15 protein-coding genes are annotated in these 16,971 nt (G+C 72.3%); 9 read left to right on the plus strand and 6 right to left on the minus strand.

The genetic code is table 11. The features are described from left to right. Positions 1 to 16: 16 nt before the first annotated feature. Complete coding sequence (locus tag Q7L65_RS21725) at positions 17 to 1,951, minus strand: alpha-1,4-glucan--maltose-1-phosphate maltosyltransferase (protein ID WP_304724446.1); 1,935 nt, start codon at positions 1,949 to 1,951, stop codon at positions 17 to 19. Between the two features lie 44 nt (positions 1,952 to 1,995). Between Q7L65_RS21725 and Q7L65_RS21730 the strand changes: the two genes are divergently transcribed. Both Q7L65_RS21730 and Q7L65_RS21735 read left to right on the plus strand, forming a co-directional pair. Then, positions 1,996 to 3,276 carry a 4-alpha-glucanotransferase gene (locus tag Q7L65_RS21730; protein WP_304724449.1) on the plus strand — a complete coding sequence of 427 codons (1,281 nt, stop codon included), beginning with the start codon at positions 1,996 to 1,998 and terminating at the stop codon, positions 3,274 to 3,276. Further along, positions 3,273 to 4,106: a GDSL-type esterase/lipase family protein gene (locus Q7L65_RS21735; protein WP_304724451.1), complete on the plus strand. Its 834-nt coding sequence runs from the start codon at positions 3,273 to 3,275 to the stop codon at positions 4,104 to 4,106. Before Q7L65_RS21730 ends, Q7L65_RS21735 begins: the two co-directional genes overlap by 4 nt. Before the next feature lie 72 nt (positions 4,107 to 4,178). On the opposite strand, the gene Q7L65_RS21740 is transcribed toward Q7L65_RS21735, so the two are convergent. Both Q7L65_RS21740 and Q7L65_RS21745 read right to left on the minus strand, forming a co-directional pair. After that, positions 4,179 to 4,319 carry a hypothetical protein gene (locus Q7L65_RS21740; protein WP_304724454.1) on the minus strand — a complete coding sequence of 47 codons (141 nt, stop codon included), beginning with the start codon at positions 4,317 to 4,319 and terminating at the stop codon, positions 4,179 to 4,181. A gap of 628 nt (positions 4,320 to 4,947) precedes the next feature. Next, entirely contained in the window at positions 4,948 to 5,628 is a 681-nt protein-coding gene (locus Q7L65_RS21745) for an acyltransferase (protein WP_304724456.1), read from the minus strand. Positions 5,629 to 5,782: 154 nt separating this feature from the next. Between Q7L65_RS21745 and meaB the strand changes: the two genes are divergently transcribed. Continuing rightward, positions 5,783 to 6,760 carry a methylmalonyl Co-A mutase-associated GTPase MeaB gene (gene meaB, locus Q7L65_RS21750; RefSeq protein WP_304724458.1) on the plus strand — a complete coding sequence of 326 codons (978 nt, stop codon included), beginning with the start codon at positions 5,783 to 5,785 and terminating at the stop codon, positions 6,758 to 6,760. 189 nt (positions 6,761 to 6,949) lie between these two features. Then, entirely contained in the window at positions 6,950 to 7,921 is a 972-nt protein-coding gene (locus tag Q7L65_RS21755) for a MurR/RpiR family transcriptional regulator (RefSeq protein ID WP_304724460.1), read from the plus strand. Here Q7L65_RS21755 and Q7L65_RS21760 read toward each other — a convergent pair. Genes Q7L65_RS21760 through Q7L65_RS21770 form a run of 3 tightly spaced genes read right to left on the minus strand, consistent with a single transcriptional unit; the run spans position 7,909 to position 11,191 of the window. Beyond that, positions 7,909 to 9,060, minus strand: coding sequence for an acyl-CoA dehydrogenase family protein (locus Q7L65_RS21760; RefSeq protein WP_304724463.1), 1,152 nt, complete (start codon positions 9,058 to 9,060; stop codon positions 7,909 to 7,911). The two genes, Q7L65_RS21755 and Q7L65_RS21760, sit on opposite strands and share 13 nt — an antisense overlap. Before the next feature lie 58 nt (positions 9,061 to 9,118). Next, complete coding sequence (locus Q7L65_RS21765) at positions 9,119 to 9,988, minus strand: HAD family phosphatase (RefSeq protein WP_304724466.1); 870 nt, start codon at positions 9,986 to 9,988, stop codon at positions 9,119 to 9,121. 18 nt (positions 9,989 to 10,006) lie between these two features. Then, complete coding sequence (locus Q7L65_RS21770; protein WP_304724468.1) at positions 10,007 to 11,191, minus strand: acetyl-CoA C-acetyltransferase; 1,185 nt, start codon at positions 11,189 to 11,191, stop codon at positions 10,007 to 10,009. Between the two features lie 90 nt (positions 11,192 to 11,281). Between Q7L65_RS21770 and Q7L65_RS21775 the strand changes: the two genes are divergently transcribed. The 5 genes from Q7L65_RS21775 to Q7L65_RS21795 all read left to right on the plus strand — a co-directional run bounded on the left by Q7L65_RS21775 (position 11,282) and on the right by Q7L65_RS21795 (position 16,878). Continuing rightward, positions 11,282 to 12,721 (plus strand): M17 family metallopeptidase, encoded by a 1,440-nt coding sequence (locus Q7L65_RS21775; RefSeq protein WP_304724470.1) that lies wholly within the window; start codon positions 11,282 to 11,284, stop codon positions 12,719 to 12,721. 83 nt (positions 12,722 to 12,804) lie between these two features. Continuing rightward, positions 12,805 to 13,215, plus strand: a complete 411-nt coding sequence (locus Q7L65_RS21780; protein WP_304724472.1) for a cobalamin B12-binding domain-containing protein — start codon at positions 12,805 to 12,807, stop codon at positions 13,213 to 13,215. A 155-nt stretch (positions 13,216 to 13,370) separates the two neighbouring features. Next, entirely contained in the window at positions 13,371 to 14,162 is a 792-nt protein-coding gene (locus Q7L65_RS21785; RefSeq protein ID WP_304724474.1) for an electron transfer flavoprotein subunit beta/FixA family protein, read from the plus strand. Further along, positions 14,163 to 15,137, plus strand: a complete 975-nt coding sequence (locus Q7L65_RS21790; RefSeq protein ID WP_304724476.1) for an electron transfer flavoprotein subunit alpha/FixB family protein — start codon at positions 14,163 to 14,165, stop codon at positions 15,135 to 15,137. A gap of 4 nt (positions 15,138 to 15,141) precedes the next feature. Beyond that, positions 15,142 to 16,878 carry an electron-transfer flavoprotein:ubiquinone oxidoreductase gene (locus tag Q7L65_RS21795; RefSeq protein WP_304724478.1) on the plus strand — a complete coding sequence of 579 codons (1,737 nt, stop codon included), beginning with the start codon at positions 15,142 to 15,144 and terminating at the stop codon, positions 16,876 to 16,878. Positions 16,879 to 16,971 lie beyond the last annotated feature (93 nt).

A 16,971-nucleotide genomic window follows, 5' to 3' on the forward strand; every position in this document is an offset into this window, starting at 1 on the left:
GCAGCATCTGGCGCGCTCATGAGGAGGTGTCCACCCGCAGCACGTGGCCGGCGCGCTCGCCGGGCACGAGCCGGACGTAGTTGCCGCCCGTGCGCCAGTCGAAGCGCTCGACGCTGACGAGGTCGGTGACGGTGAACTCGGCCGGCAGGCCGAGGTCCCATGGCAGCTCCACGAGCCCCTCCTGGGGGTTGTCGAAGTCGATGTTGACGACGGTCACGACGACGTTGTCGCCGTCGCGCTTGAGGTAGGCGACGAGCGCCTCGTTGTGCGTCTCCAGAAAGCGCAGGCTCTCCAAACGCTGCAGCGCCGGATTGTCGCGGCGGGCGCGGTTGAGCTGGCCGATCAGCTCCAGCAGCGGCCCGTCGAGCGCGCGCTCGCGCAGCTCGTACTTCTCCGAGTCGAGGTACTCCTCGCTGCCCTGTCTGACGGGCGTGTGCTCGAAGCTCTCGAAGCCGGAGTAGACGCCGTAGCTGGGCGACAGCGTCGCCGCCAGCAGCAGCCGCACCGGGAAGGCGTTGGGCCCGCCGACCTGCAGGTACTCGGTCAGGATGTCGGGCGTGTTGACGAACGCGTTGGGGCGGAAGTACTCCTGCTCGCCGGAGTGCGCCAGCTCGCCGAAGTACTCCGTCAGCTCCCAGCGCGCGTTCTTCCAGGTGAAGTACGTGTAGCACTGCTGGAAGCCGACCTTCGCCAGCGCCTGCATCATCCGCCGCCGCGTGAACGCCTCCGCGAGGAAGATCACGTCGGGATCGGTCCGCCGCACCTCCGCCAGCAGCCACTCCCAGAACGGCAGCGGCTTCGTGTGCGGGTTGTCGACGCGGAAGACGCGCACGCCGTGGCCGATCCAGAAGCGCACGATCGCCAGCAGCGCTTGCCAGAGCCCTCTCCAGTCGGCGCAGTCGAAGTCGAAGTTGTAGATGTCCTGGTACTTCTTCGGCGGGTTCTCGGCGTACTTCAGCGTCCCGTCGGGGCGGCGGTTGAACCACTGCGGGTGCTCGCTCAGCCACGGGTGGTCGGCCGAGCACTGGATCGCGAAGTCGAGCGCCAGCTTCATCCCGTGCTCGTCGAGCCTGGCGACGAGCCGGTCGACGTCGTCGAGCGTGCCGATGTTCGGATCGACGGCCGTGTGGCCGCCGTCGGGGCTGCCGATCGCGTAGACGCTGCCGGGGTCGTCGGGGCCGGCGACGAGCGTGTTGTTGCGGCCCTTGCGGTTTCTGACGCCGATCGGGTGGATCGGCGGCAGGTAGAGCACGTCGAAGCCCAGCTCGGCCAGGCGCGGTACCTGCTCGATCGTGCCGGGCAGGCCGCCCCATGAACGTGGGAACAGCTCGTACCAGGCGCCGAAGCGAGCCAGCACGGGATCGACCTGGATCGCCAGCTCCTCGCCCTTCGCCAGTTCGCTGCGGTCGGGGAACTGGGCGAGCACGGCGGCGAGGTCGGGATCGAGCGCCAGGCGCGGGTCCGCGCGCTCGGCCGCGAGTGCGTCGGCGGCCGTCAGGACGCGCCTTCTGGCGGCGCCTCTCATCTGCGCCGCGGCGTCGCGCAGCACCAGCACGCCCTCCGACAGCTCGCCGCTGAGGTCCTGCTGGCCGGCGTCGAGCTTGCGCTCCAGCTCCTCGGCCCAGGAGGCGAAGCGGTCGACCCAGGCGAGCACCTGCCAGCGCCACCGGCCGAGCTGGCCGGCGAGCGCGAACTCGCCCTCCCAGCGGACGCCGTCCTCGTGCGCGTCGACCGGCAGCAGCGGCGCCTCGCGCCATCTGCGGTCCGCGGGCGAGCGGTAGCGCGCGACGGCGCGCAGCTGCTCGTGGCCGTCGCGGAAGACGTCGGCGCTGACCTGCAGCACGTCGCCCAGCGTCCGTTTGACGGGATGGCGACCACTGTCGACGGTGGGCGCCTCGTGCTCGATGCGGATGCGAGGCGGCGGCGATTGAGAGGATGCGGAGCTGGGCACGCAACCACGCTAACCGCATCCGCCCTCATCCAACCTGTCCGGCAATGAGATCTTCACGAACCAGCGGTATCCAACTGCACATAACCTCGCTGCCCGGAGGCCGTCTCGGCCCGTCCGCGTACGCGTTCGTCGACTGGCTGCAGGCGGCCGGGCAGTCGTGGTGGCAGATGCTGCCGCTCGGCCCGCCCGACAGATACCGCTCGCCGTACAAGTCGGCGTCGGCGTTCGCGCAGTGGCCGGGGCTGCTTGCCTCGCCCGACGCGCCGGTGAGCGCTGAGGAGGAGGTTTCCTTTCGCGTGTCGCAGGCGTACTGGGTCGACGACTGGGAGCGGTTCGCGGGTCCTGGCGCGGTCGCGGACCAGGTCCGCTTCGAGCGCGAGTGGAGCGCCCTGCGGTCGTATGCGCGCGAGCGCGGCGTCGGCCTGATCGGCGACGTGCCGATCTACGTCGCCCCCGACGGCGCCGACCACCGCGCCCACCCGCGCCTGTTCCGCCACGGCGTCGTGTCGGGCGCCCCGCCGGACGCGTACGCGCCGACGGGCCAGCTGTGGGGCAATCCGGTCTACGACTGGCCGGCGCTCCAGCGGACCGGCTACCGCTGGTGGGTCGAGCGGTTGCGCCGCACGCTCGCCCACTTCGACATGGTCCGGTTGGACCATTTCCGCGGCTTCGTCGCGTATTGGGCGGTCCCGCAGGACGCGCCCGACGCGTCGCACGGCGTGTGGGCGCGGGGGCCGGGGCGGGCGGTGTTCGACGCGGTGACGCGGGAGTTGGGGGGCGGCCCCGCCGGCGAGGCGTCCGCTCTCGCGGGCGACGCACCTGTGCCCGGTGTGCTGCCGCTGATCGCCGAGGATCTCGGCGTCATCACCCCGGCGGTGCAGCGCCTGCGCGACGGGCTCGGACTGCCCGGCATGGCGGTCCTGCAGTTCGGCTTCGACCCCGATGACCCGCGCGGCCCGCATCGGCTGGAGAACCACAGAGAAGATCAGGTCCTCTACACCGGAACGCACGACAACGACACGCTGCGCGGCTGGTGGGAGACGCTCTCGGCGGACCGCCGTGCCGAGGTCGATGCGGCCGTCGCGTCGGCCGGCTTCGAGGAGCCGGAGCCGTGGTGGTCGCTGATCCGCCTCGCCCAGCGCTCGCCCGCGAGGCTCTGCATGCTGCAGGCGCAGGACGTGGTGGGCCTCGGCAGCGAAGCCCGCATGAACGTCCCCGGCTCGATCGGCAGATCGTGGCGCTTCCAGCTGGAGGAGGGGCAGTTGACGGAGGAGCTGGCGGCGCGGCTGGCGGCGGTGACGCGGGAGGCGGGGCGCGAGTCGTGAGCGACGCGGTTGCGGCGAGCGTCGGCGACGCGGATCGGCCGGGCGCGGCGAGCGCGAGCGCCGCAGGTCGGCCGGCCGCGCACGCCGCGCGCGACGCCAGCGCGGCCGCGCTGCGACGCGGCTTGGTCGCGCTCGGCGACAGCATCACCAACGGCCGCGGCGAGCCGTGGCTCGGGGTGCCGGCGCTGTCGTGGGCGCAGTGGGTCGCGGAGGCGCTGGAGCTGCCGTTCACGAAGCTCGCCCGCGACGGCGCCCGCGCCGAGGACGTCCTGCGCGATCTGGCCCCGCGCCTCGCCGGCCCGTACGACGTCGCGGCGCTCTACGTCGGCGTCAACGACGCCCGTTCGCTCGACTGGGACGCGGCGGCGTACGAGCGGTCGCTGACGGCGCTTGCGCAGGCTGCGGGCGCATCGCTCGTCGCGCCGGCCGATCGTGCCGCTCCCGGGCGAGCGAACGCCGGCCGCCTCCTCCTCCTGACTCCGCCGGCCGATCTCGGCCGCCCGACCTGCGCGCCGAAGTCGCTGGAGGCGGCGGCGATCGTGCGGCGGGTGGCGGGCGAGCAGGGCGCGCTGGTGGTCGCGCTCGACGACCTCGCCGGCCGCCGCTTCGTGCTGCCCGACACCGTCCACCCGACCGCGCTCGGCCAGGTCGAGATCGCCGCGCGCGCGATCAACGTGCTCGCCGCCGCCGGCCGGCCACCGCGCCACGACGTCTGGGAATCGGCCGACCGCCACCGCTCCCGCCGCGCCGCCCGCGCCGCCGACCGCCGCTGGCTGACCCTGCTGGCGCAGGACCTCAGGCGGCGGGCGGTCGAGCGGCTCGCCCGCTGACTGCCCGCCGCTCACCGGCGCGGTCTCGCTCCTGCGCGCCGCCCGTGCGCGGTCAGCGCCGCGCCGCCTCAGCTACCGCTTCAACGTCACCCCCAACCGCAGCGGCGCGGTCTTGCCGGCGTACTTGGCGGTGCCGGAGATCGTCACGGCGACGCGCTTCTGTCGCGCCAGCGCAGCCGCAACGCCGCCCGTGAACGTCAGCTTCACCGTCACGCGACCGCTCCCGCTTGCACTCGCGGCCGCGAGCACGCCCTGACTTCGCGGTATGCAGTTTCTGCGCGACCGCTCTCGTGACCGTCGCGCTCACCTTCGCGCTGCAGGCACCGTCGCAGGCGAGGCTCACCGTCAGCACGCGTCGTCTCGCGAGCGTTCTCAGCGACGGCAGTCTGCCGGCGGCGGCCAGCCGCGGCGCTCTCACGACGGCCGGCGGAGGCGTGCCTCTGTCGACCGGTCTCGTCTGATCGCCCGGGGGCCGAGGAGCTGCGACCCGTCGAGGGGCGAAGGAGGGGTCGGCGAACTCGCCGGTCGGTCTCGTCAGCGCGAAGCGTGCCGTCGTCGGCCTGCGACACGGACGTGTAGCCGCCGTCGCCGGTGACGCGTCGCTGCCCGGTGCCGTTCGGGTAGGCGAGCCAGAGGCCGCCCTCGTCGAGGTAGGCGATCGAGCCCGCGCTCGCCGGCGTCGTCGGCACGAGCAGCAGCAGCGCGAACGGGACCGCCAGAAGCATTCTTCGCACGCAGCCGACCGTACGACCGTCGCCGCGCCCGCTCGTCGGACGATCTTCCCGCCTGTTTCCCTTGAACGTCCGCGCAGGGCGCGGCGCCGTTCAGCCGATCGACGCGCTCATCCCCACCGCAGCGTTCTCGGCGCGGGGCGTCTGCGCAGCCTGCGCGCGGGCGCGCCGCCGACGACGTCGTTGGCCGCCACGTCTCTCGTGACGACCGACAGCGTCCCGACGATCGCGTTGTCGCCGACCGTGACGCCGCGCAGCAGGCAGGCGCCGTAGCCGACCCACACGTTGTGCCCGACGCGCACGTCGCGCTTGTAGATCCCCTGCAGCCGTATCGGCCGCTCGACCTCGGCGGCGCCGTGGTCGAAGTCGATCAGCATCACGCGGTCGGCGACGATGCACTCGCGCCCGATCGAGACGTGCTGGTAGGCCGAGATCGTGCACTCCTGCCCGAGCACAGACTTCGCCCCGATCGTCACCTCGCCCTCGTGCACGCGGATCTTCGTGCCGTGGCCGATCCACGACCAGCGCCCGAGCACGACCCGCGCGTCCTTGCCGATCTCGAACGTGACGTCGGGGCAGACGAACGCAATCCCGTCGGTCTGCAGGCGCCCGCGCCAACGCAGCTTCAACCACGCCCAGCGCAGCAGCAGCACCGCGTAGTGGCGGTTGAGCATGTGGTTGCGGCGCATGAAGCGCAGCAGTCTGCGCGGCCCTCCCGACAGCGGCGGCGGCGCCTCACGCCAGTGCAGCGGCGCAGCCTCCACCTCGGGCGGCGTCATGACGGGTTCCATCGCTGCGCATGCTAATGCGTGCCGGCCACTGCGAGTTCCACGTCGGCTGGTCGGCGCGATGACATGCAGGCGGGAAGGCGCGCTCGCGGCCGGTCCGATCGCGCTCGTCGATCGGGTCGCTGTTCGGGATCCGCCTGCCATCATCCGCGGTCGCATGACGCCGGATCAACGATCGCTCGCCGAGCGCCTGCTGGACGGGGACAAGCGCGCCCTGGCCCGCGCGATCACGCTCGTGGAGGACGATCGCCCCGAGGGCTGGGCGCTCGTCAGAGAGGTCTATCCGCACACGGGCAGAGCCGCGGTCGTCGGCTTCACGGGTCCGCCCGGCGTCGGCAAGTCGACGCTGCTGGGCGCGCTGACGAAGGCCGAGCGCGCGCGCGGCCGGACGGTCGGCGTGCTGTCGATCGACCCGTCGTCGCCGTTCACCCACGGCGCGCTGCTGGGCGACCGCATCCGCCTGACCGAGCACTTCCTCGACCCGGGCGTCTTCATCCGCTCGATGGCCAACCGCGGCGCGCTCGGCGGTCTCTCGGAGGCGGCGCTGCAGGCGGCGCTGCTGATGGACGCGGCGGGACGCGAGGTGGTCTTCGTCGAGACGGTCGGCGTGGGGCAGGCGGAGGTCGACGTGATCGACCATGCCGACACGGTCGTGCTGGCGCTGATGCCGGGCTCCGGCGACTCGATCCAGGCGCTGAAGGCGGGCGTCATGGAGATCCCCGACATCATCGTCGTCAACAAGGCCGATCACCCGCTGACCGACACCATGGTGCGCGAGATCCGCGGCGTCCTGTCGCTCGGGTCGCAGAGCGGCTGGCGCGTCCCGATCGTCAAGACGCAGGCGGCGTCGGGGATCGGGATCGACGAGCTGGTCGAGCAGCTGGAGAAGCACCGCGAGTACATCCGCGGCGAGGGCACGCTGCTGGAACGCCGCCGCCGCAACCTGATGAACGAGGTCGTCGCGATCGCCTCCGCCCGCATGCGCCGCCAGCTCGAGGCCTCGATCCGCTCCGACCCGGCGGTCCAGGAGCTGCTCGACGAGGTCGTCGCCCGCCGCCTCGACCCCGCCACCGCCGCCACCGAAGTCCTCGCTCGCAACGCCCGCAAGCTGGAAGCGGAGCGCGACGGGGCCTGACGCGGCCGACCACCGGCACTTCTTGGTCGCTCAGCGACCAAGAAGTGCCGGAGGTCGCTACTCCGCGCGCCAGAGATCGATCGTCTCGACCCTGGTCGCCTCGAAGTCGCGGAGCCGGACCCCTAACCGGAATCCTGTTCACTCTTTCGCAACACCGCGGGAACCGCGGACCGGGAGAGTGGTCGCGTGATGGCGAGCATTCCGCGTCCGCTCTTGCCGCACCTGCGTGCGCAGCTGCCCACGCTCGGGACCTCCGATCGCAAGGTCGCCGACGTCGTGCTGGCACAGCCGGGCGCGGTCGTGTTCTGGTCGGTCACCGAGTTGGCCGACGCGGCCGGGACGGCGAAGTCGAGCGTCGTGCGCTTCTGCCAGGGGCTCGGGCTGCGCGGCTACCACGACCTCAAGCTCGTGCTGGCGCAGGAGACCGCGGTCGAGCACCGCGGCGCCGGGCCGGACGGACCGTGGGCGGGCGGCTTCGCCGGCGGCGGCGCGGCTGGCGCACGGGGGATGGGGACGGTCGTCGGCGCGGGCGGCGCACGCGGCGCGGGCGCCGACAGGCGCGGCGTCGACGGCGACGACGACCGCGAGCGCGTCACCGACGTGCTCGGCGCGGTCGTCTGGCGCGGGGTCGAGATGCTGCGCGACACCGCCGCGACCGTCCAGCGCGACGCGTTCGACGCGACGGCCAAGCGGCTGACGGAGGCGCACAGCGTGCTGCTGGTCGGCGCCGGCTCCTCGGCGCCGCTGGCGCAGGACGCCGCGCAGCGGCTGCGCTCGATCGGCGTGCGCGCCGCCGCGCCGTCCGACGCGCCCGGCCAGCTGATCGCCGCCGCGCTGCTGGGCCGCGAGGACGTCTGCCTCGCGATCTCCCACAGCGGCTCCACGCGCGGCACGCTCGCCGCCCTCACCGCCGCCACCGACGCCGGTGCCACGACCGCCGCGATAACGAGCTACTCGCGCTCCCCGCTGACCGAGCTGACCGACCACGTGCTCGTCGCCGGCGCCCGCTCCGCCTCCCCGCGCTTCGCGTCGCTGACCAGCCGCCTCGCCCACGTCGCCGTCCTCGACGCCCTCCTCGTCGCCGTCGCCCTGCGCGACGAGCCGCGCGCCGAGGCGGCGCTCGCGCGCACCTCCGCCGCGCTGGCCGATCAGCGGCGCTGAGCGCCCGGGTTCCGGGCAGCGGCGCCGAGCAGCGCCCGCGCGATCACCAGCCGCTGGATCTCGCTCGTACCCTCGTAGATCTCGGTCACCTTCGCGTCGCGGTAGTAGCGCTCGGCGGGGAACTCGCGGGTGTAGCCGTAGCCGCCGAGGATCTGGATCGCCTCGCCGGTCCAGTGGCGCGCGACGCGGGAGGCGAACAGCTTCGCCTGCGCGCCCTCGACCGTGTGCGGGTGGCCGGCCTGCTTCAGACGCGCGGCGCGCCAGGTCAGCGCGCGCGCCGCCTCGATCTCCGTCTGCATCTCCGCGAGCTTCTCCTGGATCGCGCCGAAGCGCGCGATCGGGCCGCCGAACGCGACCCGCTCCTTCGCGTACGCGGTCGCGACGTCGAGCGCGGCCTGGGCGATCCCGACCGCCTGCGCGGCGATCCCGATCCGGCCGCCGTCGAGCGTCCCCAGCGCGATCCGCATCCCGGCCCCGCGCGCGCCGAGCAGCTCTCCGGGCGTGCGTTCGAACGTCAGCGCCGCGGTCGAGGAGGAGTTCAGTCCCATCTTCTCCTCCTCGCGCGCGACCGCGAGCCCCGCCGCGGGCCGGCGCACGACGAACGCGGAGATCGCCCCGTTCGCCGCCTCGTCGCGCGCGAAGACGATCAGCAGGTGAGCGTGTGAGCCGGTCGTGATGAACTGCTTGGAGCCGGTGACGAGGCCGTCTGCATCCGCCCGCGTCCGCAGCGCCCCGGCATCGGACCCGGCCTCGGGCTCGGTCAGCGCGAACGCGCCCAGCTCGTGGCCCTGCGCCAGCGGCGGGACCCAGCGGTCGATCTGCTCGGGCGTGCCGTGGGCCAGCAGCGGGAGCGTCGCGGCGGAGGTGTGGACCGCGACCGTGACCGCGACGCCGCCGTCGGCGCGCGCCAGCTCCTCCAACGCGAGCACGTAGGAGAGGAAGTCGGTGCCGGCGCCGCCGTGCGCCTCCGGCACGCACGCGCCCATCAGCCCCAGCTCGCCGAGCTGCGCGAAGACGGCCTTCGGGAACGTGTGCGAGCGGTCCCACTCGGCCGCGTGCGGGGCGATCGCCTCGTCGGCGAAGCGGCGCGCGAGCGCCCGCACCTCGCGCTGCTCGTCGGTCAGCTCGTGCAGGCTCATCGGCGCGACCTCGCATGCGCGCCCGCGGGCGCGCCTCGTCCATTCGACTCGTACAGGCTCATCGGCCGGGCCAACGTACCCGCGAGGGCGGCGGTGTCCGGCGCCGCCCGACCATCAGCGACCCCGCGCCGCCGATCGCGACCGCCGCCACAGCGGTCCCGGCGAGCGTCAGGCGGCGGCCGAGGCGCTCGAAGCGCAGCGTCTGCCAGCCCTCCTCGCGCGCCACGCGCGCCAGCTCGGCGTCCGGATTGACTGCGACCGGGTGGCCGACCGCACGTAGCATCGGCAGGTCCGACTCCGAGTCGGAGTAGGCCCACGAGGCGCTCAGGTCCAGGCGCTCGCGCGCGGCCAACAGGCGGATCGCCTCGGCCTTGCCCTCGCGGTAGGTGAAGGGGCCGTCGGGCTGGCCGGTGTAGATCCCCTCGCGCATCTCGGATCTGGCGCCGAGGCCGCCGTCGAACGTCAGCACGTGCGCGAGCACCTCCGCCAGCTCGTGCGCGGCGGCGGTGACGATGTAGACCGGCCGCCCGGCGTCCTGGTGCTCGTAGGCGACGCGCAGCATCTGCGGGTAGACGCGCGGCAGGATCCCCGCCAGCATCTCGGGGCCGAGCCGCAGCATGTCGCGCACCGCCACGCCCTGCATCAGCTTGAAGATCTGCTCGCGGACCTGGTCGGTACCGGCGTCGGTCGAGCCGCGCAGGCGGAAGCGGACGTTGGCCGCGGCGCCGGCAGCCAGCTGCCGGCGCGTGAGGATCCCCTGCCGGTAGGCGGCGCGCGCGAACTCGAACGCGGACGAACCGGCCATCAGCGTGCGATCGAGGTCGAAGAAGGCGGCGCCGCGCTGCGGACCGCCCTCCACGACACCAGCGCCCTCGGGCGCGACGCTGTCGACGCCCTCCGCCGCGCGCTCGCCGCGCTCGTCGCTCACGCCGGCCTCGTCATCGCGTCAGCTTCTCGCGACCTCGATGATGACCGCGTCGCCCTGCCCGCCGCCGGAGCAGATCGCGGCGATGCCGCGGCCGCCGCCGCGACGCTGCAGCTCCAGCGCGAGCGAGCCGAGGATGCGGGCGCCGGAGGCGCCGATCGGGTGGCCGAGCGCGACCGCGCCGCCGTTGACGTTGACCTTGTCCTCGTCGATGCCGAGCATGCGGATCGAGTTCAGCGTGACGGACGCGAACGCCTCGTTGATCTCCCACAGGTCGATGTCCTCGACGCCGAGGCCGGCCTTTCTGAGCGCGACCAACGACGCGTTGGCGGGCGTGCGGGCGAGGTAGGGGAAGTCGTCGGCGATCTGCGCCTGCGCGACGATCGTCGCGAGCGGGCGCTTGCCGTTGGCGGCGGCCCAGTCGCTGGAGGCGAGCACGAGCGCGCCGGCGCCGTCGTTGACGCCCGGAGCGTTGCCCGCGGTGTGGGTGCCGTCCTTCATGAAGATCGGCTTCAGCGCGGCGAGCGCCTCCAGCGTCGTGCCGGGGCGCGGCGCCTCGTCGACCTCGACGACGGTGTCGCCCTTGCGACCCTTGACCGTCACCGCGACGATCTCCTCCGGCAGGCGGCCTTCCTCGGTCGCCTTCAGCGCCAGCTCGTGCGAGCGGACCGACCAGCGGTCCATGTCGGCGCGCGTCATCTCGAGCTCGGCGGCGACCTCGCTGGCCTCGTGCGCCATGTGCTTGCCGCTGAACGGGTTCGTGAGCCCGTCGTTGATCATCGCGTCGAGCGCCTTGCCGTCGCCCATGCGGTAGCCGAAGCGGGCGCCCTTGAGCAGGTACGGGGCGTTGCTCATCGACTCCATGCCGCCGGCGACCGCGACCTCGAGGTCGCCCGCGCGGATCGCCGCGTCGAGGATGCCGGCCGCGCGGATGCCCGACGCGCAGACCTTGTTGATCGTCTCGGAAGACACGTCCTTGGGGATCCCGCCCTTGATCTGCGCCTGGCGCGAGGGGATCTGGCCCTGGCCGGCCTGCAGCACCTGACCGAAGACGACGTGCTGGATCTGCTCGGGAGCGACGTCGGCGCGCTCCAGCGCCGCCTCGATCGCGATCCCTCCGAGGTCGGTCGCGTCGAGCGAGGCGAGGCCGCCGCCGAGCTTGCCGATCGGCGTGCGCGCTGCGCTGAGGATGACGGTAGAGGGCATCGGGAGATCTCCGTTGGAAGGTGTGGTCCTGTCGGCCCCCCGATGCTAGTCGTCGGTGTTGCGGATGGGCCCCGCTTGTAGCATGGCGCGATGCAGATCGAAGCCACGACGCAGGCCCCGGCGCAGACCGGCGCGGACACGATCGCCGTCGGGGTCTTCGACGGGGAGGACATCGCCCACGACGTCGCGGACGGCCTGTTGCAGAGGCTGCTGGACCAGGGCGAGGCGCGCCGCGCCTTCCGCCATCTCGCCGTCGCCCACGCCGACGGGCGCCGCTACATCGTCGTCGGGCTCGGCGACCGCGCCCGCTTCGACACCGAGCGGGCGCGCGTCGTGGCCGCGACCGCGCACGGCCGCGCGCGCGAGCTGGCGACGTCGACGCTCTGCTGGGAGGTCCCGCACCACCTCGACGACGCCCACGTCGGCGCGCTCGTCGAGGGCACCGTGCTGGCCGCCTATCGCTTCGACAGATACCGCAACCACCCCGACGACGACGGCGGGATCGAGCGCCTGGTCGTCTCCGCGCACCATCCGATCGACGGCCCGGTCGCCTACGCGGAGGTCGTCGCGGCCGCCCAGAACCGCGCCCGCGACCTGCAGAACACGCCTTCCAACGAGCTGACCCCGGAGCGCCTCGCGCACCGCGCGCACGAGCTGGTGGCCGAGGTCAGCGGCGTCACGCTGGAGGTGCGCGGCGAGGAGGACATCGCGGCGCTCGGGATGGGCGCGTTCGCGGCCGTCGCGCGCGGCTCGCACGAGGAGGCGCGCCTGATCGAGCTGAGATACGAGGGCCCGGACGCGACCGGCCCGCTGCTGGCGCTCGTCGGCAAGGCCGTCACGTTCGACAGCGGCGGCATCTCGATCAAGCCGGCGATGAGAATGTCGGAGATGAAGTTCGACATGTCGGGCGGCGCCGTCGTGCTGGAGGCGATCGGCGCGATCGCCCGGCTGCAGCTGCCGATCCGCGTGCTCGGCGTGATCGGCGCGACCGAGAACATGCCCAGCGGCCACGCCGCCCGCCCCGGCGACATCGTCCGCGCCGCCAACGGCACGACGATCGAGATCGTCAACACCGACGCCGAGGGCCGGCTCGTGCTGGCCGACTGCCTCGTGCACGCGATCAACCACGGTGCCGAGCGGATCGTCGACCTGGCGACGCTGACGGGCGCGGTCGTGACGACGTTCGGCAGCAGCCACGCCGGCCTGTGGGCCAACGACGACGAGTGGGCGCGGGCGCTGGAGGCGGCCTCGGCCGCCAGCGGCGACCTGCTGTGGCGGCTGCCGCTGCACAGCGACTACGCCGACGCGATCAAGGGCCGCTACGCCGACATCGTCAACTCGACCGAGAACCGCAAGGCGGCCTCGATCACCGCGGCGGAGTTCCTGCACCGCTTCGTCGGCGACGTGCCGTGGGCCCATCTCGACATCGCCGGGACGGCCAACGACACCGGCCGCTCCTACGCCGGCAGCGGCGGCTCGGGCTACGGCGTGCGGCTGCTCGTCGAGCTGGCAAGACGACTCGGGCAGTGACCGGGTCCCTTTTCGCGAACCGTTCCCTACTATTCGCCCCGCCGCGACGCCGACGCATCCAGACGGCGCGCGGACACCCCCGAATGTCCACATCCTCCGAGCGAAAGATCCGCGTCGTCGTCGCGAAGCCTGGCCTGGACGGCCATGATCGCGGCGCGAAGATCATCGCGCGCGCCCTGCGCGACGCGGGCATGGAGGTGATCTACACCGGCCTGCACCAGACGCCGGAGCAGATCGTGGAGACGGTGATCCAGGAGGACGCCGACGCGGTCGGCCTGTCGATCCTGTCGGGGGCGCACATGACGCTCGTGCCGCGCATCGTGGAGCTGTTGCGCGCGCAGGACGTCGACGACGTGCTCGTCACGGTGGGAGGCACGATCCCGGCGGACGACATCCCCGAGCTGAAGCGGCTCGGGGTCTCCGAGGTGTTCACCCCGGGCGCACCGACGCAGGACATCATCGACTTCATCCGCGGCGCGGTCCGCAGCGACTAGACGCGTCACCCGCCGGCACGGGCGGGAGCGTTTCCGGGCCGCACGGGGGAGGTGCGGGGACGGTACGCGATTGACTGGTCAGTCAACACGGGTATCATGCCGCCACGAACACTGCCACGAACGTTTGTTTGGCTCTTTCTGAGGAGGCACCCCAGTTGAAGATTTGCGTCCTGGTCAAAGAGGTGCCGGACGCCGCCGTCGAGAAGCGCATTGACCCCTCGACGGGGCGGATGGACCGCAGCGGGGAGAAGAACCTCAACCCGTACGACACGCACGCCATCGAGGCTGCGATGCAGCTGAAGGAAGGCGGCGCGCTGCAGATCGACGAGGTCGTCGCCGTCACGATGGGGCCGGAGTCGGCCGTTCGTGCGCTGCACAAGGCGGTCTCGCTCGGCGCCGACCGCTCGCTGCACCTGAACGACGACGCGCTCGCCGGCTCCGACGTCGCCGCGACGGGCTACGCGCTCGCGAAGGCGCTCGAGAAGGAGCAGCCCGACATAGTCCTGCTCGGGCAGCAGTCCGACGACGGCGAGTGCTACACGATCGGCGCGGTCGTCGCCGACCACCTGAAGGCGCCGTCGCTGACCCAGGTGATCAAGCTCGACGTGGTCGACGGCGGCCTGCGCTGCGAGCGTCAGGCCGAGTACGGCTACGACACCGTCCAGGTGTCGCTGCCGGCCGTGATCTCGGTCGGCGACGCGATCAACGAGCCGCGCTACCCGTCGCTGAAGGCGATCATGGGCGCGAAGAAGAAGCCGCTCGAGAAGGCCGCTGCCGGCGACGTCGGCATCGACCTCGCGCTCGTCGGCGCCGACGGCTCGTCCGTCAGCTGCGGCGAGTTCAAGGCGCCGCCGGCGAAGTCGGCCGGCAAGATCATCGAAGACGAGGACACGGACGCGACGGTCGAGCAGATCGTGGCGTGGCTGGACGAAAGGAAGCTGATCTAGATGGGCGGGATTCTCGTCTACGTCCTCCACTACGAGGGCGCGCTCAACAAGAACTCGCTCGGCGCCGTCTCCGAGGGCGCGAAGCTCGCCGCGGAGCTGGGCACGACCGCGGACGCGATCGTCGTCGGCGGCGCTGACCTGACCGACGAGCTGCTCGGCACGCTCGGCGACTACGGCGCGGCGAAGGTCTTCCGCGCCGAGGGCGCCGAGGGCCTCGCGCAGCCGGTCATCGACGCGATGGACAAGGTCATCGAGGAGAACGGTCACGACTACGTGATCTTCGGCGGCGGCCTGCTCGGCTTCGAGATCGGCGCCGGCCTCGCCGCGCGCCGCAACGCCGGCGTGACGATGGAGGTCACCGGTGTCGTCGTCGAGGGCGGCAAGCTCGTCGCCGAGCGCCCGATCCTCGGCGACTCGCAGATCTCGCGCTCGCACTACAAGGGCCTCGGCATCATCATCGGGCGCATCAACGCGTTCGAGTTGAAGCCGGGCGCCGGCGGCGCGGCCGAAGTGGTCGACGTCACGGTCGAGTACTCGCCCTGGTCCAACCAGGCGACGATGGTCCAGCGCGGCGAGCAGCGCGGCGCCGACGTCAACATCGAGGACGCGAGCGTGCTCGTGGCCGGCGGTCGCGGGCTCGGCAAGGCCGAGGGCTTCCAGCTCTGCGAGGACCTCGCGGGCGTGCTCGGCGGCGCCGTCGCCGCGACGCGCGCGGTCGTCGACGCCGGCTGGTACCCGTATGCGGCCCAGATCGGCCAGACCGGCAAGTCGGTCGCGCCGAAGCTCTACCTCGCGGCCGGCATCTCCGGCGCGATCCAGCACAAGGTCGGCATGCAGGCGTCGGAGAACATCGTCGCGATCAACAAGGACGCGAACGCTCCGATCTTCGAGTTCAGCGACCTCGGCATCGTCGGGGACCTGAACAAGATCCTGCCGAAGCTGACGGAGGCCGTGAAGGCCAAGAAGGGCGGTTGATCGCATGGCCGGCAGCAGCAACGGCCGGGTCGTGCCGGCGGCGTACCCGCCGCCGGTCGACTCGCCCAGAGAGTTCATCAAGCGCGGACTCGACGGTGAGGACGAGCTGATCGAGGTCGGCGTCGCGATCGTCGGCGGCGGCACGGCCGGTCTCGCGTGCGCGAACCGGCTGCTGCAGCTGCTGGCCGACGATCCCGAGACGCTGGAGCGCCTCGGCGAGGTGCCCGTCGCGGTCCTGGAGAAGGCGAAGACGTGCGGCGGGCACAACCTGTCAGGCGCCGTCATGCGTCCGCAGGCGCTGCAGGAGCTGTATCCCGACCTGAGCCGCGAGGACTGGCGCAAGGAGGGCTTCGCCTTCGGCGAGGTCGACAAGGAAGCGGTCTACATGCTTCCGTCGGCCAAGTCGAAGATCCGCATCCCGCCGCCGCCGCCGTTCAAGAACCACGGCAACGAGGTGATCTCGGTCGCGGCGCTGGCGCGCTACCAGCAGCGGATCGCCGAGGAGGCCGGCGCCTACATCCTCACGGAGACCGCGGCGACCCAGCTGGTCGTCGAGGACGGCGCCGTCGTCGGCGTGCGCTCGGGCGACAAGGGCCGCGGCAAGGACGGCGAGCCGCTCGGCAACTTCGAGCCGGGCACCGACATCAAGGCGCAGGCGACCGTCCTCGCCGACGGCTGCTGGGGCTCGCTGACGGGCGCCGCGATCCGGGAGTTCGAGCTCGACGAGAGCCGCGAGCCGCAGGTCTGGGAGCTGGGCGTGAAGGAGGTCTGGAAGGTCACCAGACCGCTCGACCGCCTGATCCACACGATCGGCCCCTGGCCGCTGAAGCTGTCGAAGAGATACGGGCAGATCGGCGGCACCTGGATCTACCCGATGAAGGACGAGAGAACGGGCGACGACCTCGTCTCGATCGGCTTCGTCGTCGACCTCGAGTACGCCGACGCGACGACCTCCGCGCACGACCTGCTGCAGCAGTTCAAGCTGCACCCGCTCGTGCGAGGGATCCTCGAGGGCGGCGAGCGCGTCGCCTGGGGCGCGAAGGCGCTGCCCGGCGGCGGTTACTGGTCGATGCCGAAGCTGACGATGCCGGGCGCGCTGCTGGTCGGCGACGCCGGCGGCATGGTCGACACGGTCTCGCTGAAGGGCGTGCACCACTCGATCCTGTCCGGCAAGCTCGCGGCCGAGGCGATCTACGACCAGCTCACCAGAGGCGTCCCGCTGGAGTCCTACGAGCAGAAGATCGAGAACTCGCTCACGGGCAAGGAGCTGTACGAGGTCCGCAACACCCGTCAGCCGTTCCAGATGGGCTTCATCAGAGGCGGCCCGCTCGTCAACCTCGCGATCGCGACGAAGGGCAAGCTGCCGCCGGGCCGCTGGCCGTGGCACAAGAACGACGAGCAGGGCATGTTCATCGGCAAGACCGCCGACAGCTACCCGAGACCGGACAACAGATACACGTTCGACAAGCTCTCGTCGGTCTTCATCACCGGCAACGCCACGCGCGACGACGCGCCCAACCACATCCGCGTGCAGAGAAGCGTCCCGCGCGAGGTCGCCGAGACGTGGAAGTGGATGTGCCCGGCGGGGGTCTACGAGATCCCCGAGGACGCGCCGGAGACGGGCAACGTCGACGTGATCGTGAATTACACGAACTGCGTGCAGTGCGGCGCGATCACGGCAAAGGGCGGTCGCCTGACGCCGCCCGAGGGCGGCGACGGGCCGCTCTACACGATCACCTGAGTCGCACCTGTGCGGTCTCGCGCCTGCGTCCGTTGGGACAACCGGCGCGGGACCGGACAGAGGTTCGCAACTTATCGCTGTGCCGGCGGTTAT

This window comes from Conexibacter sp. CPCC 206217 (assembly GCF_030646165.1).
Taxonomy (GTDB): domain Bacteria; phylum Actinomycetota; class Thermoleophilia; order Solirubrobacterales; family Solirubrobacteraceae; genus Conexibacter.

Excerpts from the sequence above, each read along its gene's own strand:
- Q7L65_RS21730 (WP_304724449.1), top strand. The coding sequence starts at position 1,996 with ATGAGATCTTCACGAACCAGCGGTATCCAACTGCACATAACCTCGCTG.
- Q7L65_RS21745 (WP_304724456.1), bottom strand. The coding sequence starts at position 5,628 with ATGGAACCCGTCATGACGCCGCCCGAGGTGGAGGCTGCGCCGCTGCAC.
- meaB (WP_304724458.1), top strand. The coding sequence starts at position 5,783 with ATGACGCCGGATCAACGATCGCTCGCCGAGCGCCTGCTGGACGGGGAC.
- Q7L65_RS21755 (WP_304724460.1), top strand. The coding sequence starts at position 6,950 with ATGGCGAGCATTCCGCGTCCGCTCTTGCCGCACCTGCGTGCGCAGCTG.
- Q7L65_RS21760 (WP_304724463.1), bottom strand. The coding sequence starts at position 9,060 with ATGAGCCTGCACGAGCTGACCGACGAGCAGCGCGAGGTGCGGGCGCTC.
- Q7L65_RS21770 (WP_304724468.1), bottom strand. The coding sequence starts at position 11,191 with ATGCCCTCTACCGTCATCCTCAGCGCAGCGCGCACGCCGATCGGCAAG.
- Q7L65_RS21775 (WP_304724470.1), top strand. The coding sequence starts at position 11,282 with ATGCAGATCGAAGCCACGACGCAGGCCCCGGCGCAGACCGGCGCGGAC.
- Q7L65_RS21780 (WP_304724472.1), top strand. The coding sequence starts at position 12,805 with ATGTCCACATCCTCCGAGCGAAAGATCCGCGTCGTCGTCGCGAAGCCT.
- Q7L65_RS21790 (WP_304724476.1), top strand. The coding sequence starts at position 14,163 with ATGGGCGGGATTCTCGTCTACGTCCTCCACTACGAGGGCGCGCTCAAC.
- Q7L65_RS21795 (WP_304724478.1), top strand. The coding sequence starts at position 15,142 with ATGGCCGGCAGCAGCAACGGCCGGGTCGTGCCGGCGGCGTACCCGCCG.